Source organism: Pacificibacter marinus, assembly GCF_900109555.1.
Lineage (GTDB): Bacteria > Pseudomonadota > Alphaproteobacteria > Rhodobacterales > Rhodobacteraceae > Celeribacter > Celeribacter marinus_C.
Genome location: NZ_FNZV01000001.1, coordinates 256209 through 278760, shown reverse-complemented (window position 1 = coordinate 278760; position 22552 = coordinate 256209). Strand labels below are relative to the sequence as shown.

Here is a 22552-nt window from a genome sequence, read left to right as displayed (position 1 = left end):
GCCTGCTTATGTTGAGCTAAGAAAAACTGTGAAGGGGCAGGGGTTTGATCATAGGTGATATTGCTGATCGCATCGTGCGCGGTGTGGAAACAGTACAAAACGGTGTGACCGAGGCTTTGTTCGAACCTGTCATTCGCGTGGGAATCACAGGCCTGTCGCGGTCTGGTAAAACGGTGTTCATCACATCTTTGGTAGCTAATTTGTTGGATCGCGGTCGCATGCCGCAGCTTGGCGCATCCTCTGCCATCACAGCCGCTTATTTGCAGCCCCAGCCAGACGACACTGTGCCGCGGTTCGATTATGAAACTCATTTGTCCGCGCTGACTGCACCTGACCCCCATTGGCCCGACAGCACCCGCGCTGTGTCTGAATTGCGTTTATCGTTTAAGGTTCAGCCTACGGGTATTTTGGGGGCTATATCCGGCCCGCGCACCGTGCATTTGGACATTTTAGACTACCCCGGCGAATGGCTTTTGGACCTTGGCTTGATGGAAAAATCCTATGCGGAATGGTCCGAAGCCTCTATTGCCGCTGCCAAATCACGTGCTCAAAGCGTTGATTTTCTGACCGCGCTGGATGCTGTTGCGTCTGATCAAAAACACGATGAACCAAGTGCCAAAGCGCTGGCCAACAGCTTTACAACCTATTTGAAATCGGCACGCGAGGCGGGCTATTCGGATTGCTCGCCGGGGCGTTTTTTATTGCCGGGGGAACTGGATGGGTCGCCCGTTTTGACCTTTGCGCCTTTGCCGCCAAGTGCGGCCAAGCGGGGCAGTCTGGCCCGTGAGTTTGAGCGCCGGTTTGAAGCTTATAAACGCGAAGTCGTAAAGCCGTTCTTTCGCGACCATTTCGCCAAAATTGACCGCCAAGTGGTGCTGGTCGATGCGCTTGGTGCGATTCATGCCGGCCCCAAAGCGGTCGAAGACTTGCGCCGCACATTGTCTGATATTCTCAGCGCCTTTCGCCCGGGTCGTGTCGGGCGTTTGCTTGCTTTGTTGGGGCAGCGCCGCGTGGACCGCGTGCTGTTTGCAGCCTCAAAAGCGGATCATATCCATCACTCGCAACACCCGCGCCTGACGGCCATTATGGAAGCACTGGTGCGCGACGCCAAAGATCGTGCGGATTTCTCAGGGGCGCGTACAAATGCCATGTCCATCGCGGCTTTGCGCGCCACGGTTGAAGAGACGATTGATCATGATGGTCAGATGTTGGACTGTGTGCGCGGTCGAACTGCAAGTGGCAAACAAGCCGCATTTTATCCCGGTGAATTGCCCGAGGATCCATCTCATATTTTGACGCCCGCTCGCAAAGGCGCTGAAAAATGGCTGGATGGAGATTATGAAATCATGCGGTTTGAACCCGCGCGCTTGACGCTCAAACCAGGTGAAGGTCCACCCCATATTCGACTTGATCGCGCGGCTGATTTTTTGATCGGAGACAAGCTATGACTGATGCTGGTACGCCCAAATCCAATCGTGGCCCTGTTTTGATCGAACTGGATGATGCCCCAACCGTGACGCCATCGACAGCGGACCCCGTGCCGGAATTGGCCCCTTTGCGTGCGCCGTCTGCAATGGAACGCGCTGCGGTGTTCGCCGCGCGCAAACCATCTGTTTTGGCACGCTGGTTTTGGCGTTTACTGCTGGCGCTGTTTGTTTTTGTCGTCACTTTGACCAGTTATGATTTCGTCGCAGGCCTGATCGCACGCAACCCTGCTTTGGGCTATGGGGCTTTGGCTTTGACAGGGGCGTTTGTTTTTATTCTCATCGCGATCGCAGTCAAAGAACTGGCAGCTTTCGCCCGTCTCAAGCGCATCGATACGCTGCACAAAGCTGCGGTGATGGCTGCGGCCGATGGTGATTTGACCGCGGCTCGCGCTGTCACTGATAAATTGCAGGTGGTCTACAAAGCCCGCGATGATGTGTCTTGGGGCAATGAGCGTTTCAATGAACGCAAAGGCGAAGTCTTTGATGCCGATGGGCTTTTACAGCTTGCCGAAACGGAATTTTTGGTACCGCTTGATGCGGCTGCCCGCCGCGAAGTCGAAGCCGCCGCACGTCAGGTTGCGATGGTCACGGCGCTTGTTCCCATCGCTTTGGCTGATGTGTTTACGGCTTTGACCGCCAACTTACGGATGATCCGCCGCATTGCTGAAATTTATGGTGGGCGCTCTGGTACACTAGGGTCTTGGCGCGTGACGCGCTCGGTTTTGACGCATTTGGTCGCCACTGGCGCAGTTGCTGTCGGTGACGATTTGATCGGCTCTCTTGCCGGTGGCGGAGTGTTGGCGAAAGTGTCGCGACGCTTTGGTGAGGGTGTGGTCAACGGCGCATTGACAGCGCGTGTCGGGGTGGCCGCGATCGAAGTGTGCCGCCCGTTGCCTTTTGCTGCGACAAGCAAGCCGTCCGTTTCAGGCACGGTAAAGCGTGCGTTGACGGGCCTGTTTGGACAGAGCTAAATTTCGTTTAAAAGAGCAGGTTGATCTTGGGGTGTCAGGTATCCCAAGGGCGGCAAAATGTTACCTCTGACGAGCGCTGTCAAAATCTGTTTGGCAGGCGGTAAAACCGATAGGGGAAATAAAATACGATCCCGCACAAAGGGCAAGATACGGCTGTCAGATTGATACTGCGGCGTGAAGGTCGCTGACATGCTTTGATAGGCCATGACATGCCCACGCCGTGCGCGCGCATAGGCGGGCAGAGCGTTTTCAAGTGGAAAATACCGCAAGGCTTCGCTGAGGGCCCAAGCATCCAAGAGTGCCATATTTGCCCCTTGACCAAGTTGCGGCGAGGCGCGGTGCGCAGCGTCCCCGATGTGGGCAATCCCATTCCCAAACGGTCTGCGCAGCGTACCATGAGAATAGCGCGCCATAACCATCTGATCTTGGGATGTGATTTGGTCCAAAAACGGGGCCAGCGCGGGCCACAGATCATGGGCCTCAGCTTTCCATGCAGCCAATCCACCAGCGCGCCAATCGTCATAACTCTCGCGTGGCAGCGACCAAAACAGCGCGGCTTTTTGTGTGGTTTGACCGGGCATGACCCCGATGGGCATCACGCCGATCATGCGATTAGCGCGGCGATAGCGTTGCGATAATTCGGTGAGGGATAGGTCAGTTTTGGGCCAATCTACCGTGGTCCAAATCGCACCGTAGGGAAGGGCGCGTGCGGTGAGCGGGCTCAACTGTGATTGTGCTCCGCTGGCATCAATGATCAAATCAAACGGGCCTGCGCGGTCTTGTTGTTCAAATTCAAGATAAGCTGCATCGCGTCTAGTCACGCTGTGATTTGTTGCCAACCGGACGGGACGCGCGATAACGGCATCCATCAGGCATTGAAACAGGGCGGCGCGGTGAATAGCCAGCCCATAGCTCGACCCATAACTGACATCCAAAACCCGTCGTCCGCTGCGCATCTCGCGCCCTAGCATCCGATGAATGTTTCGCCCCATCGCCCGTGCCGAATGCCCCGCGCCAATGGCATCCAAAACCCTGCGCCCGACAGGTTGGATCACTAGACCTGATCCCACGGGCTTTGGCGTGTCGAATTGATCGAACACGGTCACATCATGGGATTGATCTGCAAGCAGTGCCGCAGCTGCCAATCCGCCAATGCCCGCACCAGCGATACCGATTTTAAGACGTTTTTTCATGGTAGGCCTTCTGACGTCCGCATGACGCTGTATCACATATCTCAGTGTTTAAAACAGTCGTGGCGGTGCATCTTTTGGGGCGTCACGTTGATCTATGCTCATTTTTAGCGCCCGCCCAATCCTATGGGCTAAAGCCGACCATGCCGCCGCTGTTTCAGGCGCAAGACTGTCCTGTAGCGTTTCGTCAAACAGACCTAACCACAGTGCAAAATGGTGCCCTTGAATGTCTGGTGCTGCCATATGGGCCCTTTGCGGGTTGCCATCATAGTTGCGTTCGATCCCGATTGCGTTGCGCCAAAAGCGGGTGATCTTGGCCTCGTGCGGGGGCCAGTCGTGGACGTGATTGGCGAAAATAGGACCAAGTTCGCTGTGATTGCGCACCTTTGCGTAAAAACGGGTCACCACCAATTCGATGTGCTCAGGTGAAATGGGGAACTTTGGCAGCATTACGGACATTGTCGGTGGCTCCTGAAGGGTCATCGCACGGTAGATCAAAGGGAGGCGCCGCGACCACTGTGCACTGTGTCGCAGAGTATTTAACCGTATCCTATCATTTTTATAAGGAATGCTGCGATAAATCCGACTGTTTTTGTGGCTTAGTAAAATAGTCAACTATTTGTTTTTATTGAATAAATTATTGACATCTGTTTTTAACTGTTCTAAACAAGACTCATATCCAGCAAGCCAGCATGTTGCCAGCCAGCTAGACTTATGACCGCATAAAATTAGTATGGAGTTCAATTATGTCCGCTACAGCCTGTAAATCATGCTCTTTCTTCGAAACCAAAGCCGCAGCTGCAAGCGAGGCTGGTCTCTGCCGTTTGAACCCACCTGTCTTTTTGACCGAAGATGAAATGCGCGGCGTATGGCCCGTGGTGAAAACCGATGATTGGTGTGGTAGCCACTCTAGCTCATCCGCATCCCACTAGGCGCGACTTGACCGCGATACAGTATTAAAGATTGAAAAGGGGCGCATTTGCAGCCCCTTTTTATATGTCGCACGCACAGACGGCTTTACCCCAGCGAGAGCGCGCCATATAAGCGGGCTATGAATTTCATGGTATCGATCATTATTCGAATTACCAGCCCGGCGCTCTGAACTTGAGCCGCCGGGACAAGGCGTATGGACACCCGCGCCGATCACCCCCTTTGACAGACTTTTCTGACAGGATATGCCGCGATGTGCGCTGATACCCCTCTTGAGACTTCAACCGAGACTTCCGCTGAAAAACTCGATTACAAACCCACTTTGAACTTGCCGAAAACGGATTTTCCGATGCGCGCAGGCCTGCCCAAGCGCGAACCAGGTTGGTTGGAACGTTGGGCGCAGATTGGCGTTTACGATCAATTGCGCGCCAAAGGCAAAGCTGACGGGCGCACGCCTTTTGTTTTGCATGATGGCCCTCCCTATGCGAACGGGCATCTGCACATCGGTCACGCGCTGAACAAAACCATCAAAGATATCATCGTGCGCTCGCACCAAATGATGGGCCATGATGCACGTTATGTGCCGGGTTGGGATTGTCACGGGCTGCCGATTGAGTGGAAGATCGAAGAACAATACCGCGCCAAAGGTAAAAATAAAGATGACGTGCCTGTCATCGATTTCCGTCAAGAATGTCGCAAATTTGCCGACAGCTGGGTGGATATTCAGCGCGAAGAATTCAAGCGTTTGGGCATCGAAGGCAATTGGGATAACCCCTATTTGACGATGGATTACCACGCCGAGGCTGTGATCGCCGACGAATTCATGAAGTTCTTGATGAACGGCACGTTGTACCAAGGCTCAAAACCCGTGATGTGGTCGCCTGTTGAAAAAACAGCGCTGGCCGAGGCGGAAATTGAATACCATGATCACAAATCGCACACGATCTGGGTGCCGTTTAAGATTAAGCATGTTCGCGGCAATGAAATTGAAGATGGAACTTATCTGCTAGATTGTGACGCTCGTGTTGTGATCTGGACAACGACTCCTTGGACGATCCCGTCCAACAGGGCCGTCGCTTATAATCCAAAAATCAACTACGGCCTCTACAAAGTGACCGAGACTGAAGAGGAAAGCTGGACAGCCGTCGGAGATCACTATGTTTTTGCGGATGATCTAGCAACAGAGTGTTTGACTAAGGCACGGGCAACATGTTTTGAGCGCGTTAGAGACGTGGACCCTCACAATATTAGCAACATGGCTCACCCATTTGCTGGTCTGGATGGCTCTGAGATCGACAAAGCTATCTTTGCCGAGCTTAACCCCAATATGGCTGACGGGGCATTGGCCGACGAAGTCGGTTTCTGGGATTACGATGTTCCAATGATCGACGGCGACCATGTCACGGCTGATGCCGGTACAGGGTTTGTTCACACCGCGCCAAGCCACGGTGCGGACGACTATGAATGTTTCGTCGCGCGCAACTGGATCGACCGGATGACACACAATGTCGGCGAAGAATCCGAATTCTTGCCACACGTGCCGTTTTTTGCAGGTCTTCAAGTCTTTGACCGTAAAGGTAAAGAGGGCAAGGCCAACACTACAGTGATCGCGAAACTTGTTGAGGCTGGCGGCATCATCGCGCGCGGCCAAGTCAAGCACAGCTACCCACATTCATGGCGTTCCAAAGCGCCAATCATTTTCCGCAACACACCACAGTGGTTTGCCTCTGTCGATAAAAAACTCGACGATGGCATGGGTCAATATGGCGATAGCATCCGCGAACGCGCGCTGCGCTCAATTGATGAATTGGTCACTTGGACACCAAAGACTGGCCGCAACCGCCTGCATTCCATGATCGAAAGCCGCCCTGATTGGGTGCTGTCGCGTCAACGGGCGTGGGGTGTTCCGCTCACGTGTTTCACCAAAAAAGGCTTGTTGCCCACCGACCCTGAATTCTTGCTGCGCAACGATGACTTAAACGCACGTATCAAGGCCGAATTCGAAGAGAACGGCGCAGATGTTTGGTACACAGATGGCTTTAAAGAGCGCACCTTGGACGGCATCGCCAATCCTGCTGACTACGACCAAGTGTTTGACGTGTTGGATGTGTGGTTCGACTCGGGGTGTACGCACGCATTCGTTTTGCGCGACCGCGAGGATGGGACCGAGGACGGCATCGCAGATGTCTACATGGAAGGCACCGATCAACACCGTGGTTGGTTCCATTCATCGTTGTTGCAGGCGTCTGCCACCAAAGGCCGTGCGCCGTATAAAAACGTTGTAACGCATGGGTTTACGCTGGATCAAAAGGGCATGAAAATGTCCAAATCCATCGGCAATACCATTGTGCCTGAAACCATCATCAAACAATATGGCGCAGATATTTTGCGTCTGTGGGTGGCGCAAGCTGACTACACAAACGATCAGCGCATCGGGCCTGAAATTCTAAAAGGCACCGCAGACAGCTATCGTCGTTTGCGTAATACCATGCGCTATATGCTTGGTTCTTTGGCCGATTTTTCAGACTCGGATCGCGTTGAACCAGCGGACATGCCAGAGCTTGAGCGTTGGGTTTTGCATCGTTTGGCTGAAGTCGATGAAGCCGTGCAAAAGGGTTATCGTTCGTTTGATTTCTCGGGCGTGTGGCAAGCTGTGTTCACCTTTGCGACGGTTGATTTGTCAGCGTTCTATTTCGATGTGCGCAAAGATGCGTTGTACTGTGACGGCGACACGTTGAACCGCCGCGCGGCACGCACTGTGTTGGATATTTTGTACCACCGCATCACCAAATGGCTTGCGCCGATCTTGGTGTTTACGATGGAAGAAGTCTGGCTTGAGCGTTTCCCTGGGGACGCAAGTTCAATCCACTTGACCGATTTTACCGAGACACCAACAGCGTGGAAAGACGACGCTTTGGCGGCGAAATGGGCGGGCATCCGTCAAGTGCGCCGTGTTGTTACCGCAGCGTTGGAAATTCAGCGCACGGATAAAGTCATCGGGGCGTCACTTGAAGCCGCGCCTGTGGTGCATATCGAAGATGCCGCCATTGTCGAGGCTTTGAAAACAGTGCCTTTCGACGATCTTTGCATCACCTCAGGCATCGCGGTCACGACTGATCCCGCCCCCGCAGAAGCGTTCCGTTTGACGGATGTGGTCGGCGTTGGTGTGGTGTTTGAAAAAGCTACGGGTGAAAAATGTCAGCGTTGCTGGAAGATTTTGCCAGACGTTGGCAAGCACAGTCACGCAGGCGTGTGTGGTCGTTGTGATGAGGCGCTCAGCTAATTGACTGTCTTGTTTGAACGCTGATTGCTAAAATAGGAAAAGAGGGCTTCGGCCCTCTTTTTGCTTTTGGTTTTATAGATATTCTTGACTGATAATGATGGTCAAGGCGTGCTTTGCGACGCCTGATCAACGCTACGTTTTGGTGCGGCGTGGCGGGACGATTTGCTGCACAGCACCCACGCCCAGCAAGTACAAACTGGCGATGATAAGCCCCGTTGCGACCGTGTGCGTATAGGTGCCAGCCATCAAAAGCGTCGAAAACACGATCCATGCAAGGGTCACGGGCAGGGTTATATATCGCCATCTGACCGTCCTTACTGGGTGGACAAAACGGATCGGCAGGAACATCGCAGGCGTTAAGATGACCATAACCGTGACCATGGCCCAAACAGGCGGCTCAAGGGCGAAAAACACCAATGCAACCATGTTCCAACAGCCGGGAAAACCCTCAAAACTGGCGTCTTCGGTCTTCATGCGGGTATCGGCAAAATAAAGTGCAGAAACAGTTGTGATGCTGAGCGCACAGACCCAGCCTGTCCATCCGGGCACCATACCTGATTGCACCAATGCAAAAATGGGCACAAACACATAGGTGAGAAAATCGACGACCAAATCCAGCAACACACCGTCTATGCGAGGTGCGTTGGTTTTGGTGTCAACTTTTCGAGCTAAAGGTCCATCAATGCCATCGACCACAAGGGCGGCGAGCAGCCATAAAAACATATGGTTCCATGCGCCTTGGGCAGCAGAAAACAGCGCGAGCAAAGCAAGGGCTGCACCGATTGCCGTGAGGACATGGATGGAGTTGGCTAAAATGTGGCGTGCGTTCATAAGGCTTTGATGCCTGTCGCGACGCTATCTTGCAAGAGGATGTTGACTGGAGTTTTGGTTTTGAGTGCTATTGAAGGTGATTTTTGCGGTGCATTTTTGTATGATGTGGTTCCATTTCGGGTTTTGCCTTGTTTCATTCGAGCTATGCAGACATCAAACCGACCCCCACGCAAACGCGCGAGGTCAGTGTCGCACACTTAGATCATGTCGCAAAGGCGGTCGCATTTCTGCTAGGCTGATAAAAGGTTCAAGGCCGTTGAATATCCAGCCTCTGCCGCGTTCTCAGCAGATTGTGAGGAAGTGTCATCGTCGCTGTCCTCGTCAGTTTCGTTTGAGACCAAAATTTCGAACACGGACGCCAGGTCGGCATTGGAAGTCTCTTTTTTACCGCCTGGGGGAGGGCCACTTGGCGGTGAGCCACTGGGAGGAGCACCGTTGGGTAGCGGGCCACCGGGGGGAGGGCCTGCAGGTTTACTTTGCTCTGTTTCGCTTGTTTGTTTGGAAGCCGTTGTTGATGCCTGATTTTGAAGGCTGGTCATCATACCCATTGAGGCGGAATTGATGGACAGGGTCATATTTAAGTCCTTTGGTCATTGACGCGCGGCACGTGGTGCGGTTGGCGCATGAAACCCAAAGTGAACAGTTTAATTGAATATCTGCTTGAGATTAAAAATCAAACTTTAACGATCGATAGGAAAAGCTTTTCAATTTGAAACACTTTTTAATCAATAGTGAGCGTTAGCCTGTTCTGACTGCTGCGCAGGGGCGATGACCGCTGCTTGGTTTGATTGGACCGTGAGATTGCGTCATGAGGCCTCCGTCGCGCTACGTTTATGGTAGCGGAGAAGGCATGAACAAAAGGTGGAACGTCTAAGCGATTATGCGTTTTTTGCGCGCGGATGTGCTGCCTCATAGACCTCGAGCAACCGAGCGGTGTCAACGGCTGTGTAAGCTTGGGTTGTGGACAGTGAAGCGTGGCCTAATAGTTCTTGGATCGCGCGCAAATCTCCGCCTGCATTTAGCAAATGCGTCGCAAAAGAGTGGCGCATCGCATGGGGTGTTACGGTGGATGGCAAGCCAAGCTGCATGCGGGCCCGTTCGGTCACTTTGGAAATCAAACGCGGGTTCAATGCACCACCGCGTTTGCCGCGAAACAAGGCTTGGTTGGCTTCCAAGTTATACGGGCACTCGCGCACATAATCGGCCACAGCACGGCGAGCGACGGGCAGTACGGGCACAATCCGTTCTTTGTTGCCTTTGCCGACGATGTGGATGATCTCGCCCAGTGGCACATCTTTGCCGGTGAGCGACAGAGCCTCGGATATCCGCAATCCGCACCCGTACAACAGTGTTAAAACAGCGGCATCGCGGGTGTTGATCCATGGTTCGGTTGATTGCAGTTCGACGGTGGAAATCATGTCTTGGGCAGCATCCGCAGTTAACGGGCGAGGCAGTTTTTTGCCAAACTTGGGCGAGCGTGCAGACAAGACGCCTGTGGCATCAAAGCCGTCACGTTCGGCGATCCAGCGGGTGAATGTTTTGACCGCAGACAAAGATCGTGCCAAGGACCGCGCGCCTAGACCACGTGCGCGCTCTGATGCCATCCACGACCGCATATCTGTGATGGTGAGGTCTGCGATTTTGCCCGTGCCAAAGCCATCACCGTGATGGTGCATCAAGAACGACAACCAGCCTGTGACATCGCTGCGATAGGCGGTGATTGTGTTCTCAGAGACTGCTTTAAGTGCGCGTTCTAGATCAAGCCAATCCGCAATCGCCATACGCAGGCCATCCGTCAGCCCACCTGATGCGGGGCTTGCGGTCATGCCAACCAGCGGCGCATGGTTTTCTCAAACACGCCTGCAAAGAATGACAAAAGATCAGTGCCTTGCGCTGGTTTGAACATATGTGGGTCTTCTGCCCCGAGGATCAAAAGTCCGGGCAAACGCCCTGGGCCGAAATCAAGTTTTAGGCAGGCTTCTGAGTGGATAAACCCCGTTTCATCGCCATATATAATGTCAGTGTCAGGCGCGACTTGGCGCAGTGTGATCGCTCGCGCAGGGATGTTGCGCCCGAGCGTCAGATAGGTGTCGACAAAGCCGGGCTCTGCCGTGACCAAAACATCACCAAGTTTGCGCACGACAGGATCGTCATCCTCGACCTTGGTTTCGAGCAAAAGTTTGACACTGTCCACACGCAAGATATCAGACACTTCGCCACCCAAATCTCGCAAGAAGGTTTCGAAATCAAGCGGGTCCATCATGCGCAAAATCGCGCGGTGAATTTGATTGGTGCCCGCAAGGTTTTCATAGGCGGCAGCAATCACGCCGCGGTGAGTGTCTTCTAAACGGTCCAGTCGATTTTCCAGCCGATCCATCGCAATGCCGCGCAGATCAACAATGTTGCTACCGCTCGATTTTTCATTGGCGGCGATCAGGGCTTTCATCACATCGATGTCATCCAGAATCATGTCTGGTTCTGAGATGATCTTTTCGCGTAATTCTTCGGCCAACGGTGCCATTGTTTTGGAATGGGGGGCCGTGGGAATTTGGGTGCTCATGTGATTTTGCCTCAATCGTAAGCTGGATTTTTCCAGTCTCTTGGTTTGTAATGTGACGCTTTGGGGCGTTTTGTGCAAGAAAAATGGCAGTTTTCATCAGGTCACGCACATTTGAGACCCGTGTGCCACATGCCCTGAAACAGCAAACGCCCCACAGATACAAAGGCTGCAGGGCGTTTTTTTAGCACATAATCCTCATTGCGAGGGTTATTTTTTAGAGAATTTTGATGCCAGCTGCTTTGATGTCTTTTACAAAGCCAGCAAGGCCTTTGTCTGTCAAAACGTGGTTCGCCATGGCTTTGATGACGTTGGCAGGGGCCGTAATAACGTCAGCGCCGATTTTCGCACAATCTGAAATGTGGTTTACGGTGCGAATGGATGCCGCCAAGATTTCAGTCTCGTACCCGTAGTTGTCGTAAATGGTGCGGATGTCTTCGATCAGGTCCAAGCCATCGATGTTGATGTCATCCAAACGACCGATGAAGGGCGAAATGTATGTCGCGCCAGCTTTTGCGGCCAAAAGCGCTTGGTTGGCAGAGAAACACAATGTGACGTTGATCTTGTGACCTTCGCCAGACAGAACTTTACAGGCTTTCAAGCCGTCCAAAGTCAAAGGCAATTTGATCACAACGTTGTCTGCGATCTTGGCCAATTTGCGGCCTTCTGCGATCATCGTGTCGGAATCAAGTGCCACGACTTCTGCGGACACAGGACCATCAACCAAGTCACAAATCTCTTTGGTGACTTCCAAAATGTCACGACCGGATTTCGCAATCAAAGATGGGTTTGTTGTGACGCCATCGCAAAATCCAAGATCGTTAAGCTCGCGGATTGCATCTACATCGGCTGTATCGACGAAAAATTTCATATCGGAGAGTCCTTTTGTACACCTAAGAGTTCGCCGCCTTGATAGCGCAAACGCAAAGGGTGAGAAAGGGGCTTTCGTGCAAAAGCGGCTCTGGTATGGGGCGCGCAAACCCCGTATTAAAATTGGCTATGACGCAAGACCACCATTTCACTAAAGGCACGCTGGTTGCAGTGCTCACCACAGAACCACTGGATCGTCCGCTGGATTACAAAGCGCCCGAGGGGGGCTGTCAAATTGGCGATTTCGTGCAGGTGCCGCTTGGTCCGCGCAAGGTTTTGGGCTGTGTTTGGGGCAAAGGGCGTGGCGGTTTTGATTTAAGCAAAGCCCGCGCAATCTCAAACATCTTAGATGTCGCCCCGATGACGCCCGACATGATGTCATTTTTAGCCCGCGTGGGCGCTTACACTTTAACGCCGATGCCTGCGATGCTGCGCCTTGCCACCCGTGCGCCGGGCTTGGTCGATCCGCCATCGATGCGCAAAGTCTACACGCTGGGCACAGGCGAAATGCCACGCGAAACAGATGCCAGACGACGCGTGATTGCAGCGCTTAAAGACACGCCGAACCTAGCGTTCACGCTGAAAGAATTGGCAGAACATGTGGGCGTGGGCACGGCTGTGATTAAAGGCATGGTGCCCTCAGGTGCTGTGTTGGAACAAGACAGCCCGCGCGATTTGGAATTTCCGCACCTTGATCCCCATGCCAGTGGCAAGACCTTGAGCGATGATCAGGCTGCGGCTTCCACTGCTTTGCGTGCTGCCGTGGCATCTGAAACCTATTCCACGACCTTGCTCAAAGGCGTTACAGGATCGGGCAAAACCGAAGTGTATCTTGAGGCCGTGGCAGAATGTTTGGCCAAAGGGCGTCAGGCTTTGGTGCTGTTACCTGAGATCGCTTTGACCTCTGAATTCTTGGACCGCGTCGAAGAACGCTTTGGCGCGAAACCCGCAGAATGGCATTCTGGGGTGACCATGACCGAACGCCGGCGTGTGTGGAAAATGGTCGGATCAGGCGGCGCGCAGATGGTGATCGGTGCGCGCTCTGCGTTGTTTTTGCCCTACCGCAATCTGGGCTTGATCGTCGTCGATGAAGAACACGACACGTCGTACAAACAAGAAGAAGGTGTGCTGTACAACGCCCGCGACATGTCGGTGCTGCGCGCGTCGTTATGTTCGGCCACGGTTGTCTTGGCTTCGGCCACGCCCAGCTTGGAAACGTGGGCCAATGTCGAAGCGGGCAAATACAAACGTCTTGATTTGCAAAGCCGCTATGGCCCCGCCGTGATGCCCGAAATGAAAGCGCTGGACATGCGCACCGAAAAGCTGCCCGCAACGCGGTTTATTTCGGATCAATTGGTGGCTGCGGTAAATGAACGGGTTGAGCGCGGCGAGCAGTCTTTGCTGTTTATCAATCGTCGCGGCTATGCGCCGGTCACCATCTGTCGGGCTTGTGGGTTTCAAATTGCGTGCGATCACTGCGATGCGCGTATGGTTGAACACCGCTTTTTGAAACGCTTGATGTGTCACCAATGCGGTGAAACCAAAGAGATGCCCACAACCTGTCCGTCGTGCAAAGCCGAAGGGCGCTTGGCCCCCGTTGGCCCTGGGGTTGAGCGGCTGGCCGAAGAGGTGATCGAGAAATTTCCCGATGCGAAAGTCGCAGTGCTGTCATCCGATCTGTTTGGCTCTGCGCGGGCTTTAAAAGAGCAAATCAAACTGATCGCAAATGGCGACACGGATATTGTGATCGGCACGCAGTTGGTTGCGAAAGGGCACAACTTTCCTAACCTCACTTTGGTCGGGGTCATTGATGCTGATCTTGGCCTGCAAGGGTCAGATTTGCGCGCGGCGGAACGCACGTTTCAATTGATGCGCCAAGTGGCCGGACGGGCAGGGCGCGCAGAAAAGCGCGGCACCGCTTTGATGCAAACCTATCAGCCGGAACACCCTGTCATTCGTGCTATTTTAGCGGGTGATGAAGAAGGCTTTTGGAAAACCGAAGCCGAAGAGCGTAAAATGGCGGGCGTGCCACCTTATGGGCGCATGGCGGGCATCATTTTGTCTGGGCCGGATTTGGGTGATGTCACGCGTGCGGCAGGGGATCTTGCGCGCAATACAATGCCTTTGCAGAAAATTGGGGCGATGGTGTTTGGACCCGCGCCAGCCCCGATTGCACGCGTGCGCGGCAAGCACCGTGTGCGGTTGTTGGTCAAAGCCGAAAAGAATGCTCCGTTACAAAATGCGCTTAGTCGTTGGGCTGCGGGTGTCAGATTGCCCAAAAACGTGCGGTTACAGATTGATATTGATCCGCAAAGCTTTTGGTAAGGCTGCGCTAGCTGAGCCGTAAATTGAACAGGTGCGTGGTCGCAATCGCGCCGATCCACATACAAAACAATGCCAGCCAAGCGGTCGCGGCAAATACCGATCCGCCCGTGACGCCGGCCCCGATCGCACAGCCCCCTGCCAGCATCGCGCCAAAGCCCATCAACACCGCGCCGATCATCGCACTGCGCATCACGGGCACGCTGTCAAAGGCTTGCCAGCGAAATTCACCTACAATAAGCGACGATAAAAATGCCCCCAAGACCACGCCCGGCACCAAGCCGATGTCAAATTCCAACACAGCATTGCGGTCTAGAAAAAACATCAACGTGTTGGCGGATGGTCCCGAAAACGTGGCCGAAGTGATGGGCGCGGGATCAAAGGCAACCTGCGCCAATGACCACGTCAGCATCCAGCCGACAGCCACGGAAAACCCAACACCAGAGGCGAAAATCCATGTTTTCGGTCCGATTTTGTGACGCGCGGCCAGATAAAGCGCAAGCGCCGCGATACCAACCCCTAACGCCACGCCTGTCTGTTGCGGCAGATGTAGCGCCGTTAAAAGGTTGATATTTTCGCCATTTGGGGTGATCCAAAGCATCGCTAACTTGTCACGCCAAGGGGCCAATATACCGTGCAAGCTCATTTGCGCGACAACGGCAAAAATGAGCCCAGACACCACAGAGCGAAGGTTCCCCGTTGAGGCCAAAACCAACAATCGACCAGAGCAGCCTCGCGCCAGAACCATGCCTGTGCCAAACATCAACCCGCCGATGATTGCGCCTGACCAAGACCCTGTGACGGCCATAATCCGTGCGTCTGATCCACGAAACAGCCCCAACATTTGTGCGCCTTGGACCCAGACCAAAGCGGTTGAAAAGGTCAAAAGCCACACGGCCACCCGCGGCCCCATTTTACCGCGCGCAAATTCGACAGTCGCCGCACGCAAGCAAAAGCGTGAGCGTTGCGCCGATATGCCGAAGATGATCCCCGTGATCAGCCCAAAAAGGGCAGCTGTGGGGCTTTCTCCGATGCGTTCAACAAGAGCGAGCGTATCCATAAAGGGATCCTTGTGGCAGGTTTTGAACAACATGACGGTTCAGGGCGTGCTTGGCCTTGATCTGGATCAGATACATTCTGTGGGGTGAATATATCAGGGCGCATCAGCCAAAGATGACGCATGGTCAATAAAACCGTTCAGTGGCTTAGGGGAAATGGGCGGTTTGGTCTTTTCACTTGATGATCGACCCCCTAAAGCTTTGTGCATGAAACAGCCTATTCCAATTGCCCAAGCCGCTGAGTTTGCTCTGTGGCGTCGCCCCGTATTTTTGCTTTTTCTCATGGCGTTTGCCATGCCAATTGCATTCAACACATGGAGCGCTTTGCTCAATAATTTCGTGATTGAAGTTGCGGGGTTCACTGGCGTCGAAATTGGCTGGCTGCACACAGTACGTGAAATCCCAGGGTTTCTGGCAGTGGGTGTGATCGCTTTGATGATGCTGATGCGTGAACAGATTTTGGGTTTGGTGGCGTTGCTGCTGCTTGGCGTGGCGACGGCGCTGACCGCGTATTTCCCATCTTTTGGCGGAATTTTGACTTTGACGATGTTGTCGTCGATCGGCTTTCATTATTATGAGACAGTCAACCAATCGCTACAGCTGCAATGGATCGACAAAGCCCGTGCGCCGCAGGTGATCGGCTGGCTGATGGCTGCCGGATCGGCGGCGTCTTTGTTGGCATATGGCGTGCTGGTGTTGACGTGGAAAGCTTTCGATCTGTCCTATACACTTGTCTATATGGTTGGGGGCGGGGTGACGGCGGTGATTGCAATTTACGCGCTCATTGCCTTTCCCCAATTCGAATCCCCAAATCCGCAACTGAAGAAATTCATCTTACGGCGTCGCTATTGGTTGTATTACGCGCTGCAATTTATGGCGGGCGCGCGGCGGCAGATTTTCGTCGTGTTTGCAGCCTTTATGATGGTCGAAAAGTTTGGCTTTGATGTGCACCAAGTGACGTCTTTGTTCATGATCAACTTTGTCATCAACATGATTGTCGCGCCGCTGATGGGCCGTCTTGTAAGCGCACGTGGCGAGCGGTTCGTGTTGCTGTTGGAATATGCAGGTTTGATCATCGTATTTTTAGCTTATGGCGGTCTGTACTGGCTTGGCTGGGGCGTTGTTGTTGCTTCTGTTTTGTATGTCGTAGATCACATGTTGTTCGGCTTGGCGTTTGCGTTGAAAACCTATTTTCAAAAAATAGCCGACCCACAAGATATCGCCCCAACGGCGGCCGTGGCCTTTACCATCAATCACATTGCTGCGGTGTTTTTACCTGCCGCTTTGGGGTATTTGTGGATCGTATCGCCCTCAGGTGTTTTCATTTTGGCCGCTGCGATGGCTTGTGTGTCATTCGGGCTGGGGTTGCTCATTCCGCGTCATCCTGAAAAAGGCTATGAAACCATTTTAACGGGGCGCGTGCGTAGGACAATCAAGTCAAGGCTGTGATCCCAGAGCACAACTGCGTGAACATGCGGGCGGCGGTCTTGGACCCAAATGATTGCGCCCTTATATCACATGCAAGCACAGCAAAAGGATCTGCAAATGTTATCGATCTTCAGCAAAACCACACCGCCCACATCCGAGACGGCCTTGGAGGGGCGCGCTACCGCAATCCCAACAGCGCAAGATCACTTTGTTTACGGCGGTGCGTTGAAAGCCCCTGTGACTGAGGGGCACGAGGTTGCCTTGTTTGGCATGGGGTGTTTTTGGGGTGTTGAACGGATTTTTTGGTCCCTCGACGACGTTGTGAATACAAGCGTCGGATATGCTGCAGGGATCACACCAAACCCAACCTACGAAGAAGTGTGCTCTGGTCAAACCGGTCACAATGAAGTGGTTCGGGTGGTTTATGATCCGGCAAAAATAAGTTTTGAGGCGCTGCTCAAAACCTTTTGGGAAGGGCACGATCCCACCCAAGGTATGCGCCAAGGCAATGATCGTGGCACCCAGTATCGCTCAGGTATTTACACCACCACCAGCGCCCAAATGCAGGCCGCTCAAGACAGTCAGACCGCCTATGAAAAAAGTTTAAAGTCGGCTGGTCATGGCACGATCACCACTGAAATCTTGCCTGCACCAGAATTTTTCTACGCAGAAGATTACCACCAACAATACCTCGCCAAGAACCCCCAAGGGTACTGCGGGATCGGTGGGACAGGCGTGAGTTGCCCCATCGGGCTTGGTTCAAAGACAGGCGCATAACGACGCGCATCGTGCTAATCCTTGCTCCATCACAAGGATCGGGATATGGCGTGGCAACAGTTTTAGGAGCCACGCCATGCCCACATTTACAGCTTTCACCAAAACCACTGGGCGCTTGCCCGCAGAAGCCATCAGCGACGTTTTGGAAAACTTGATCCCAGAACCGATTGGCGTGGGTGTTTTTGAAATTGAAGACGGGTCTGGCCTGTGGGAAGTGGGCGCATATTTTACTGAGGCGCCTGATGTTGTCGGGCTTGCGTTGATTGCTGCGGCCAATGGCGCCAAGGATTTCATCATCTCTGAGCTGCCAGACACCGATTGGGTTGCCAAAGTGCGTCGCGATCTTGCGCCCGTCGAAGCGGGGCGGTTCTTTGTCTATGGTTCGCATGATGCCGATAAATTGCCTGACGACAAAATCGGATTGTTGATTGAGGCCGCGATGGCCTTTGGCACGGGGCACCACGGCACCACGCTTGGATGTCTGCGCGCCTTTGATCGCTTGCTCACCTCTGGCGCGAGCTATGCCGATGTTGCTGATATTGGCTGCGGTACGGCTGTTTTGGCCATGGCTGCTGCAAAGGTAAATGACACGCCTGCTTACGCGTCCGACATTGATGAGGTTGCGGTGGCTGTGGCGCAAAGCAATGTTGATGCCAACGATTTGACAAGCCGTGTGATCTGTCTTGAGGCGGCAGGTTTTAACCACGAACAGCTAGAGGCCAATGCGCCCTATGATCTGGTGTTCGCGAACATCTTAAAAGGTCCGCTTGTGGCGCTGGCCCCCGATATTGCCGCGCGCACACGTGAAGGCGGTGCTGTGATTCTGTCTGGTATTCTCAACCCGCAAGCCGCTGAGGTGATTGAGGTTTATACACGAAATGGGTTCAATCTTATGCATCACGAGCAGATTGTTGACTGGTCGACGCTAACGCTCGAGAAGATTGCAGCAAACTAAGGGCAAACCTCTTGGTTTTGCCTCTTTTGCCCCATTTCTGCCATATTTGGCCGTAATAAAGTCACTGTCGGTCTGCTGATGTTTTACATCGGTTTTGTTTCATCTTTGATGGTGACAAAAGACCCCGCACATTTTGAATGGCGGCACATATAGAATTTGTCTTGTCCTAAGACACAGACATTCAGATCTGGCTCCGGCGCGTTTCCCAACTGCCGACCTGATCTTTCCACGCAGAAACCCGCATCCTCCAGTGCGGGTTTTTTCACGTCTTGGGGTCTGATGTAGCATTGGCGTTTGCAATGTTCTTGTTTCGTGCTAGTCCTAAACAAAAGCAATAATAAGAGCAGAGGTGACCATGCGAGTACTCGGGATCGACCCAGGTTTGCGCAATATGGGCTGGGGCGTCATTGATGTCAGCGGGTCGCGTATCACGCATGTGGCCAATGGCGTTTGCCATTCTTTGGCTTCGGATGATTTGGCAATACGGTTGTTGTCTCTTTTCGATCAACTGGCTGATGTTGTGCATACGCATCAACCAGATTGCGCCGCTGTCGAGCAAACCTTTGTCAACAAAGATGCTGTTGCCACGCTTAAACTTGGTCAAGCGCGTGCCGTGGCCTTGTTGGTGCCTGCCCAATTTGGCTTGCCCATTGGCGAATACGCCCCGAACGCGGTGAAAAAAGCCGTCGTCGGCGTCGGTCACGCGGCCAAGCAACAGGTTGAACATATGATCAAACTGCAATTGCCTGGTGCTAAATTGTCGGGGGCCGATGCTGTTGATGCGCTCGCTATTGCGATCTGCCATTCTCATCACGCGCAATCTGGCGCACGGTTGAGCGACGCCATACAAAAGGCAGCCAGCAAACGGATCCCAACCAAGGCGCCCACCTATAGAAAAACCACTATCAAGAAAGCAAGCGCATGATTGGCAAACTCACCGGCATCGTGGATTACATCGGCACAGATCACGCGATGATCGACGTGCGTGGCGTGGGCTATATCGTGTTCGTATCTGAACGCACCCGCATGTCTATGCCGCGTCAGGGCGAACCTGTGGCGCTGTACACGGATATGCTTGTGCGCGAAGACATCCTGCAATTGTTTGGCTTTACGTCCTTGTTTGAAAAAGAATGGTATCGTTTACTTGTGTCCGTTCAAGGCATCGGTGCCAAAGCCGCTATGGCGATTTTGGGCACACTCGGACCAGAAGCCACAGGGCGCGCCATTGCGCTTGGCGATTGGAACGCGATCAAAGCGGCACCGGGTGTTGGCCCGAAAACTGCGCAACGTGTGATTATGGAACTGAAAGACAAGGCCCCCAAAGTCATGGCCATGGGTGGCAGTCTGCCCGAAACATTGGATGCAAGCGACGCGGCTGAGATTATTGAAGCCTCAGCACCGCAAGCTGCGCGCAAACCAACGGCGAAAAAGCCAGCAGCCCAAGCCAATGTCGCAGCGGAATCTGAAGCCCTGTCAGCTTTGCAAAACCTTGGGTATAGTCCGTCAGATGCAGCAGGTGCCGTGGCGCATGCTGCGATGGATGACACCGATGCGACGACATCAACGCTCATCCGTTCTGCCCTTAAATTGCTCGCGCCAAAGGACTAATCCATGGATGAGTTTGACCCGATTGAACCCGACGAGACCCTGCGTCCAGAGCGTCAGCCACAAGATGCAGACCGCGCATTGCGGCCGCAAACGCTGGACGAATTTATCGGGCAACAAGAAGCGCGCGCAAACCTGCGTATTTTCATCGAATCCGCGCGAAAACGCGAAGAAACCATGGATCACGTGCTGTTCTACGGCCCGCCCGGTTTGGGTAAAACAACTCTGGCCCAAATCATGGCACGCGAGCTTGGGGTGAATTTCAAAATGACATCTGGGCCTGTTTTGGCCCGTGCGGGTGATTTGGCTGCGATCCTCACCAATCTTGAGGCACGCGACGTGCTGTTCATCGATGAAATCCACCGCATGAATCCTGTGGTTGAAGAAATCTTGTATCCCGCGATGGAAGATTTTGAACTGGATTTGGTGATCGGCGAGGGGCCTGCCGCGCGGACTGTGCGCATCGAATTGCAGCCCTTTACGCTTGTGGGCGCGACCACGCGGATGGGATTGCTCAGTACGCCGTTGCGCGATCGTTTCGGCATTCCAACGCGTTTGCAATTCTATACCACAGACGAATTGCATGAAATCGTCACCCGTGGGGCGCGCATGCTTGGTGTGCCTGCTGACGATGCTGGCGCGCATGAAATTGCCAAACGCGCCCGTGGCACACCGCGGATCGCGGGGCGTCTTTTGCGCCGTGTTTTGGATTTTGCGGTGGTGGAAGGGGACGGGCATATCACCCATGCCATTGCCGACAATGCTCTGACGCGGCTTGGTGTCGATCATCTTGGTCTTGATGGGGCTGATAGGCGCTATCTTTTGTTGATCGCGCAAAATTACCAAGGGGGGCCTGTCGGGGTTGAAACTCTTGCGGCAGCACTGTCGGAAAGTCGCGATGCGATCGAAGACGTGATTGAGCCGTATTTGTTGCAACAAGGCCTGATCCAGCGCACGCCGCGTGGGCGCATGTTGACGCAAAAATCTTGGCACCATCTGGGCATGCAGCCGCCGCAAAAACCGGATCAAACGGATATGTTTGGCAAATAGATCACGCTTGCGTATCGCATCCGAATTGCGCATCTAAAGGCGCAAAGGAGACCCCCATGATTGACGCATCGACTGAGACCCCACAGTTTACGCCCGAAGCTGTTGAAGCCTACTTTACCCGCACCAGTGGTGACTATGTGTTTGCACGTTGGGGGCGCCCTGTCGCGCCGGTTGTCTTTGGTGTCAAAGAGGACTCGCTCGCGGTCATTAAGGGGGCGATTGAGGCAGCGGTTGTCATAGCCGGGGCCGAGATTGCCGAAACCGATCCTGAGCTTGGGTCTAATTTGATGATGTTCTTTTTCTCGGACTGGAACGAATTGTTGGACGTGCCCAATATGGGCGACATGATCCCTGATCTTGAGGCGCGTGTGGCCACGTTGATCGACCGCAATGCGCATCAATACCGCGCATTCCGTTTCGATGACGACGGCGCGATCAAAGCCTGTTTCACTTTCGTGCGCATGGGCGGCGCGATGGATGATGTGCCTGCCGATGTGATTGCATTGTCTCAAGCGGCGCAGGCGTTGTTGCTGTGGTCAGACAAGGTGTTCACCCAAGAAAGCCCGCTGGCCCTGACCGAGGCTGGTGCGGTCATTCGCCCCGATGTGGCGAATGTTTTACGTGCTTCATATGACCCGATTTTGCCCGCTGCTGCGCGCGATGCGTCACATGCTTTGCGTCTTTATGCGCGTCTTATTGCGGGCTAGGCGTCTTGCACTTGTCACATACGGCGCATAGCCTTGGTGAAAATAGCGCTTAAGGAAACACCATGCCTCACACGTTCCCCGTTCACGTCTACTACGAGGACACGGACCTCGCGGGCATTGTCTATTACGCCAACTATTTTAAGTTCATCGAGCGTGCCCGTACGGAATGGGTGCGCGCGACAGGTGTTGATCAGGTCGCGTTGAAAGCGAACGAGGGTATCGTTTTCGCCGTGCGCCGTGTCGAAGCCGATTATCTTATGCCTGCCAAATTCGACGAAGATTTGATCGTTGAAACAGTCGTCGATTCCATGACTGGCGTGCGTATCGTGCTCAATCAGGTGGTCAGGCGCGGCCAAGAACTGCTGTTTACATCACAGGTGACATTGGTTGCTTTGAACGAAACGGGGCAGCCCGCGCGGCTTCCGGCAACTATTCGCCGAAATCTGCATTAAATGGCCGAAACCTGCAGGGTTTTGGGGCGTTTTCCCCGTAGATTACACATCGTTCACATCTAAGTGTTGGCGCAACCCC

General features: G+C 53.7%; 21 protein-coding genes. 13 read left to right on the top strand and 8 right to left on the bottom strand.

Going from position 1 to position 22552, the window contains the following annotated elements:
* The first annotated feature begins 44 nt into the window (after nucleotides 1-44).
* Both BM025_RS01295 and BM025_RS01290 read left to right on the top strand, forming a co-directional pair.
* The gene (locus BM025_RS01295; protein WP_085847287.1) at nucleotides 45-1448 is read left to right on the top strand and encodes a YcjX family GTP-binding protein; all 1404 of its coding nucleotides are present in this window, start codon (nucleotides 45-47) and stop codon (nucleotides 1446-1448) included.
* Complete coding sequence (locus BM025_RS01290) at nucleotides 1445-2458, top strand: YcjF family protein (RefSeq protein WP_085847288.1); 1014 nt, start codon at nucleotides 1445-1447, stop codon at nucleotides 2456-2458. Before BM025_RS01295 ends, BM025_RS01290 begins: the two co-directional genes overlap by 4 nt.
* On the opposite strand, the gene BM025_RS01285 is transcribed toward BM025_RS01290, so the two are convergent.
* Nucleotides 2455-3651 (bottom strand): FAD-dependent oxidoreductase, encoded by a 1197-nt coding sequence (locus BM025_RS01285; RefSeq protein WP_085847289.1) that lies wholly within the window; start codon nucleotides 3649-3651, stop codon nucleotides 2455-2457. The genes BM025_RS01290 and BM025_RS01285 overlap by 4 nt on opposite strands.
* A gap of 48 nt (nucleotides 3652-3699) precedes the next feature.
* The gene (locus BM025_RS01280) at nucleotides 3700-4107 is read right to left on the bottom strand and encodes a group III truncated hemoglobin (protein WP_085847290.1); all 408 of its coding nucleotides are present in this window, start codon (nucleotides 4105-4107) and stop codon (nucleotides 3700-3702) included.
* A gap of 287 nt (nucleotides 4108-4394) precedes the next feature.
* On the opposite strand from BM025_RS01280, the gene BM025_RS01275 reads away from it, so the two are divergent.
* A complete protein-coding gene (locus BM025_RS01275) occupies nucleotides 4395-4580 on the top strand; it encodes a hypothetical protein (RefSeq protein ID WP_085847291.1) in 186 nt (61 codons plus the stop codon).
* Between the two features lie 251 nt (nucleotides 4581-4831).
* Nucleotides 4832-7861: an isoleucine--tRNA ligase gene (gene ileS / locus BM025_RS01270; RefSeq protein ID WP_085847292.1), complete on the top strand. Its 3030-nt coding sequence runs from the start codon at nucleotides 4832-4834 to the stop codon at nucleotides 7859-7861.
* A gap of 132 nt (nucleotides 7862-7993) precedes the next feature.
* Here the strand turns inward: ileS and BM025_RS01265 are convergent, their stop codons facing one another.
* The 5 genes from BM025_RS01265 to fsa all read right to left on the bottom strand — a co-directional run bounded on the left by BM025_RS01265 (nucleotide 7994) and on the right by fsa (nucleotide 12120).
* Nucleotides 7994-8692 carry a CDP-alcohol phosphatidyltransferase family protein gene (locus BM025_RS01265; protein ID WP_085847293.1) on the bottom strand — a complete coding sequence of 233 codons (699 nt, stop codon included), beginning with the start codon at nucleotides 8690-8692 and terminating at the stop codon, nucleotides 7994-7996.
* A 230-nt stretch (nucleotides 8693-8922) separates the two neighbouring features.
* Complete coding sequence (locus BM025_RS19300) at nucleotides 8923-9267, bottom strand: hypothetical protein (protein ID WP_085847294.1); 345 nt, start codon at nucleotides 9265-9267, stop codon at nucleotides 8923-8925.
* 303 nt (nucleotides 9268-9570) lie between these two features.
* Nucleotides 9571-10518: a tyrosine recombinase XerC gene (locus BM025_RS01255; protein WP_085847295.1), complete on the bottom strand. Its 948-nt coding sequence runs from the start codon at nucleotides 10516-10518 to the stop codon at nucleotides 9571-9573.
* Complete coding sequence (locus BM025_RS01250; RefSeq protein WP_085847296.1) at nucleotides 10515-11252, bottom strand: DUF484 family protein; 738 nt, start codon at nucleotides 11250-11252, stop codon at nucleotides 10515-10517. Before BM025_RS01250 ends, BM025_RS01255 begins: the two co-directional genes overlap by 4 nt.
* A 214-nt stretch (nucleotides 11253-11466) precedes the next feature.
* A complete protein-coding gene (fsa, locus tag BM025_RS01245; RefSeq protein WP_085847297.1) occupies nucleotides 11467-12120 on the bottom strand; it encodes a fructose-6-phosphate aldolase in 654 nt (217 codons plus the stop codon).
* Nucleotides 12121-12248: 128 nt separating this feature from the next.
* Between fsa and BM025_RS01240 the strand changes: the two genes are divergently transcribed.
* On the top strand, nucleotides 12249-14444 hold the full coding sequence (locus BM025_RS01240; protein ID WP_085847561.1) for a primosomal protein N': 2196 nt from the start codon (nucleotides 12249-12251) through the stop codon (nucleotides 14442-14444).
* A gap of 7 nt (nucleotides 14445-14451) precedes the next feature.
* Here the strand turns inward: BM025_RS01240 and BM025_RS01235 are convergent, their stop codons facing one another.
* The gene (locus BM025_RS01235) at nucleotides 14452-15501 is read right to left on the bottom strand and encodes a YeeE/YedE family protein (protein ID WP_085847298.1); all 1050 of its coding nucleotides are present in this window, start codon (nucleotides 15499-15501) and stop codon (nucleotides 14452-14454) included.
* A 205-nt stretch (nucleotides 15502-15706) separates the two neighbouring features.
* On the opposite strand from BM025_RS01235, the gene BM025_RS01230 reads away from it, so the two are divergent.
* The 8 genes from BM025_RS01230 (at nucleotide 15707) to ybgC (ending at nucleotide 22473) form a co-directional block, all read left to right on the top strand.
* Nucleotides 15707-16948, top strand: a complete 1242-nt coding sequence (locus BM025_RS01230) for an MFS transporter (protein ID WP_085847562.1) — start codon at nucleotides 15707-15709, stop codon at nucleotides 16946-16948.
* A gap of 96 nt (nucleotides 16949-17044) precedes the next feature.
* Nucleotides 17045-17704, top strand: a complete 660-nt coding sequence (gene msrA / locus BM025_RS01225; RefSeq protein WP_085847563.1) for a peptide-methionine (S)-S-oxide reductase MsrA — start codon at nucleotides 17045-17047, stop codon at nucleotides 17702-17704.
* 76 nt (nucleotides 17705-17780) lie between these two features.
* Nucleotides 17781-18659: a 50S ribosomal protein L11 methyltransferase gene (locus tag BM025_RS01220; RefSeq protein WP_085847299.1), complete on the top strand. Its 879-nt coding sequence runs from the start codon at nucleotides 17781-17783 to the stop codon at nucleotides 18657-18659.
* Between the two features lie 355 nt (nucleotides 18660-19014).
* Nucleotides 19015-19584, top strand: a complete 570-nt coding sequence (gene ruvC / locus BM025_RS01215; protein ID WP_085847300.1) for a crossover junction endodeoxyribonuclease RuvC — start codon at nucleotides 19015-19017, stop codon at nucleotides 19582-19584.
* Nucleotides 19581-20267 (top strand): Holliday junction branch migration protein RuvA, encoded by a 687-nt coding sequence (gene ruvA / locus BM025_RS01210; protein WP_085847301.1) that lies wholly within the window; start codon nucleotides 19581-19583, stop codon nucleotides 20265-20267. Before ruvC ends, ruvA begins: the two co-directional genes overlap by 4 nt.
* A 3-nt stretch (nucleotides 20268-20270) precedes the next feature.
* Nucleotides 20271-21314, top strand: coding sequence for a Holliday junction branch migration DNA helicase RuvB (gene ruvB / locus BM025_RS01205; RefSeq protein WP_085847302.1), 1044 nt, complete (start codon nucleotides 20271-20273; stop codon nucleotides 21312-21314).
* Nucleotides 21315-21370: 56 nt separating this feature from the next.
* Entirely contained in the window at nucleotides 21371-22021 is a 651-nt protein-coding gene (locus BM025_RS01200; protein ID WP_085847303.1) for a hypothetical protein, read from the top strand.
* A 62-nt stretch (nucleotides 22022-22083) separates the two neighbouring features.
* Nucleotides 22084-22473, top strand: a complete 390-nt coding sequence (ybgC, locus tag BM025_RS01195) for a tol-pal system-associated acyl-CoA thioesterase (RefSeq protein WP_085847304.1) — start codon at nucleotides 22084-22086, stop codon at nucleotides 22471-22473.
* Nucleotides 22474-22552: the final 79 nt, after the last annotated feature.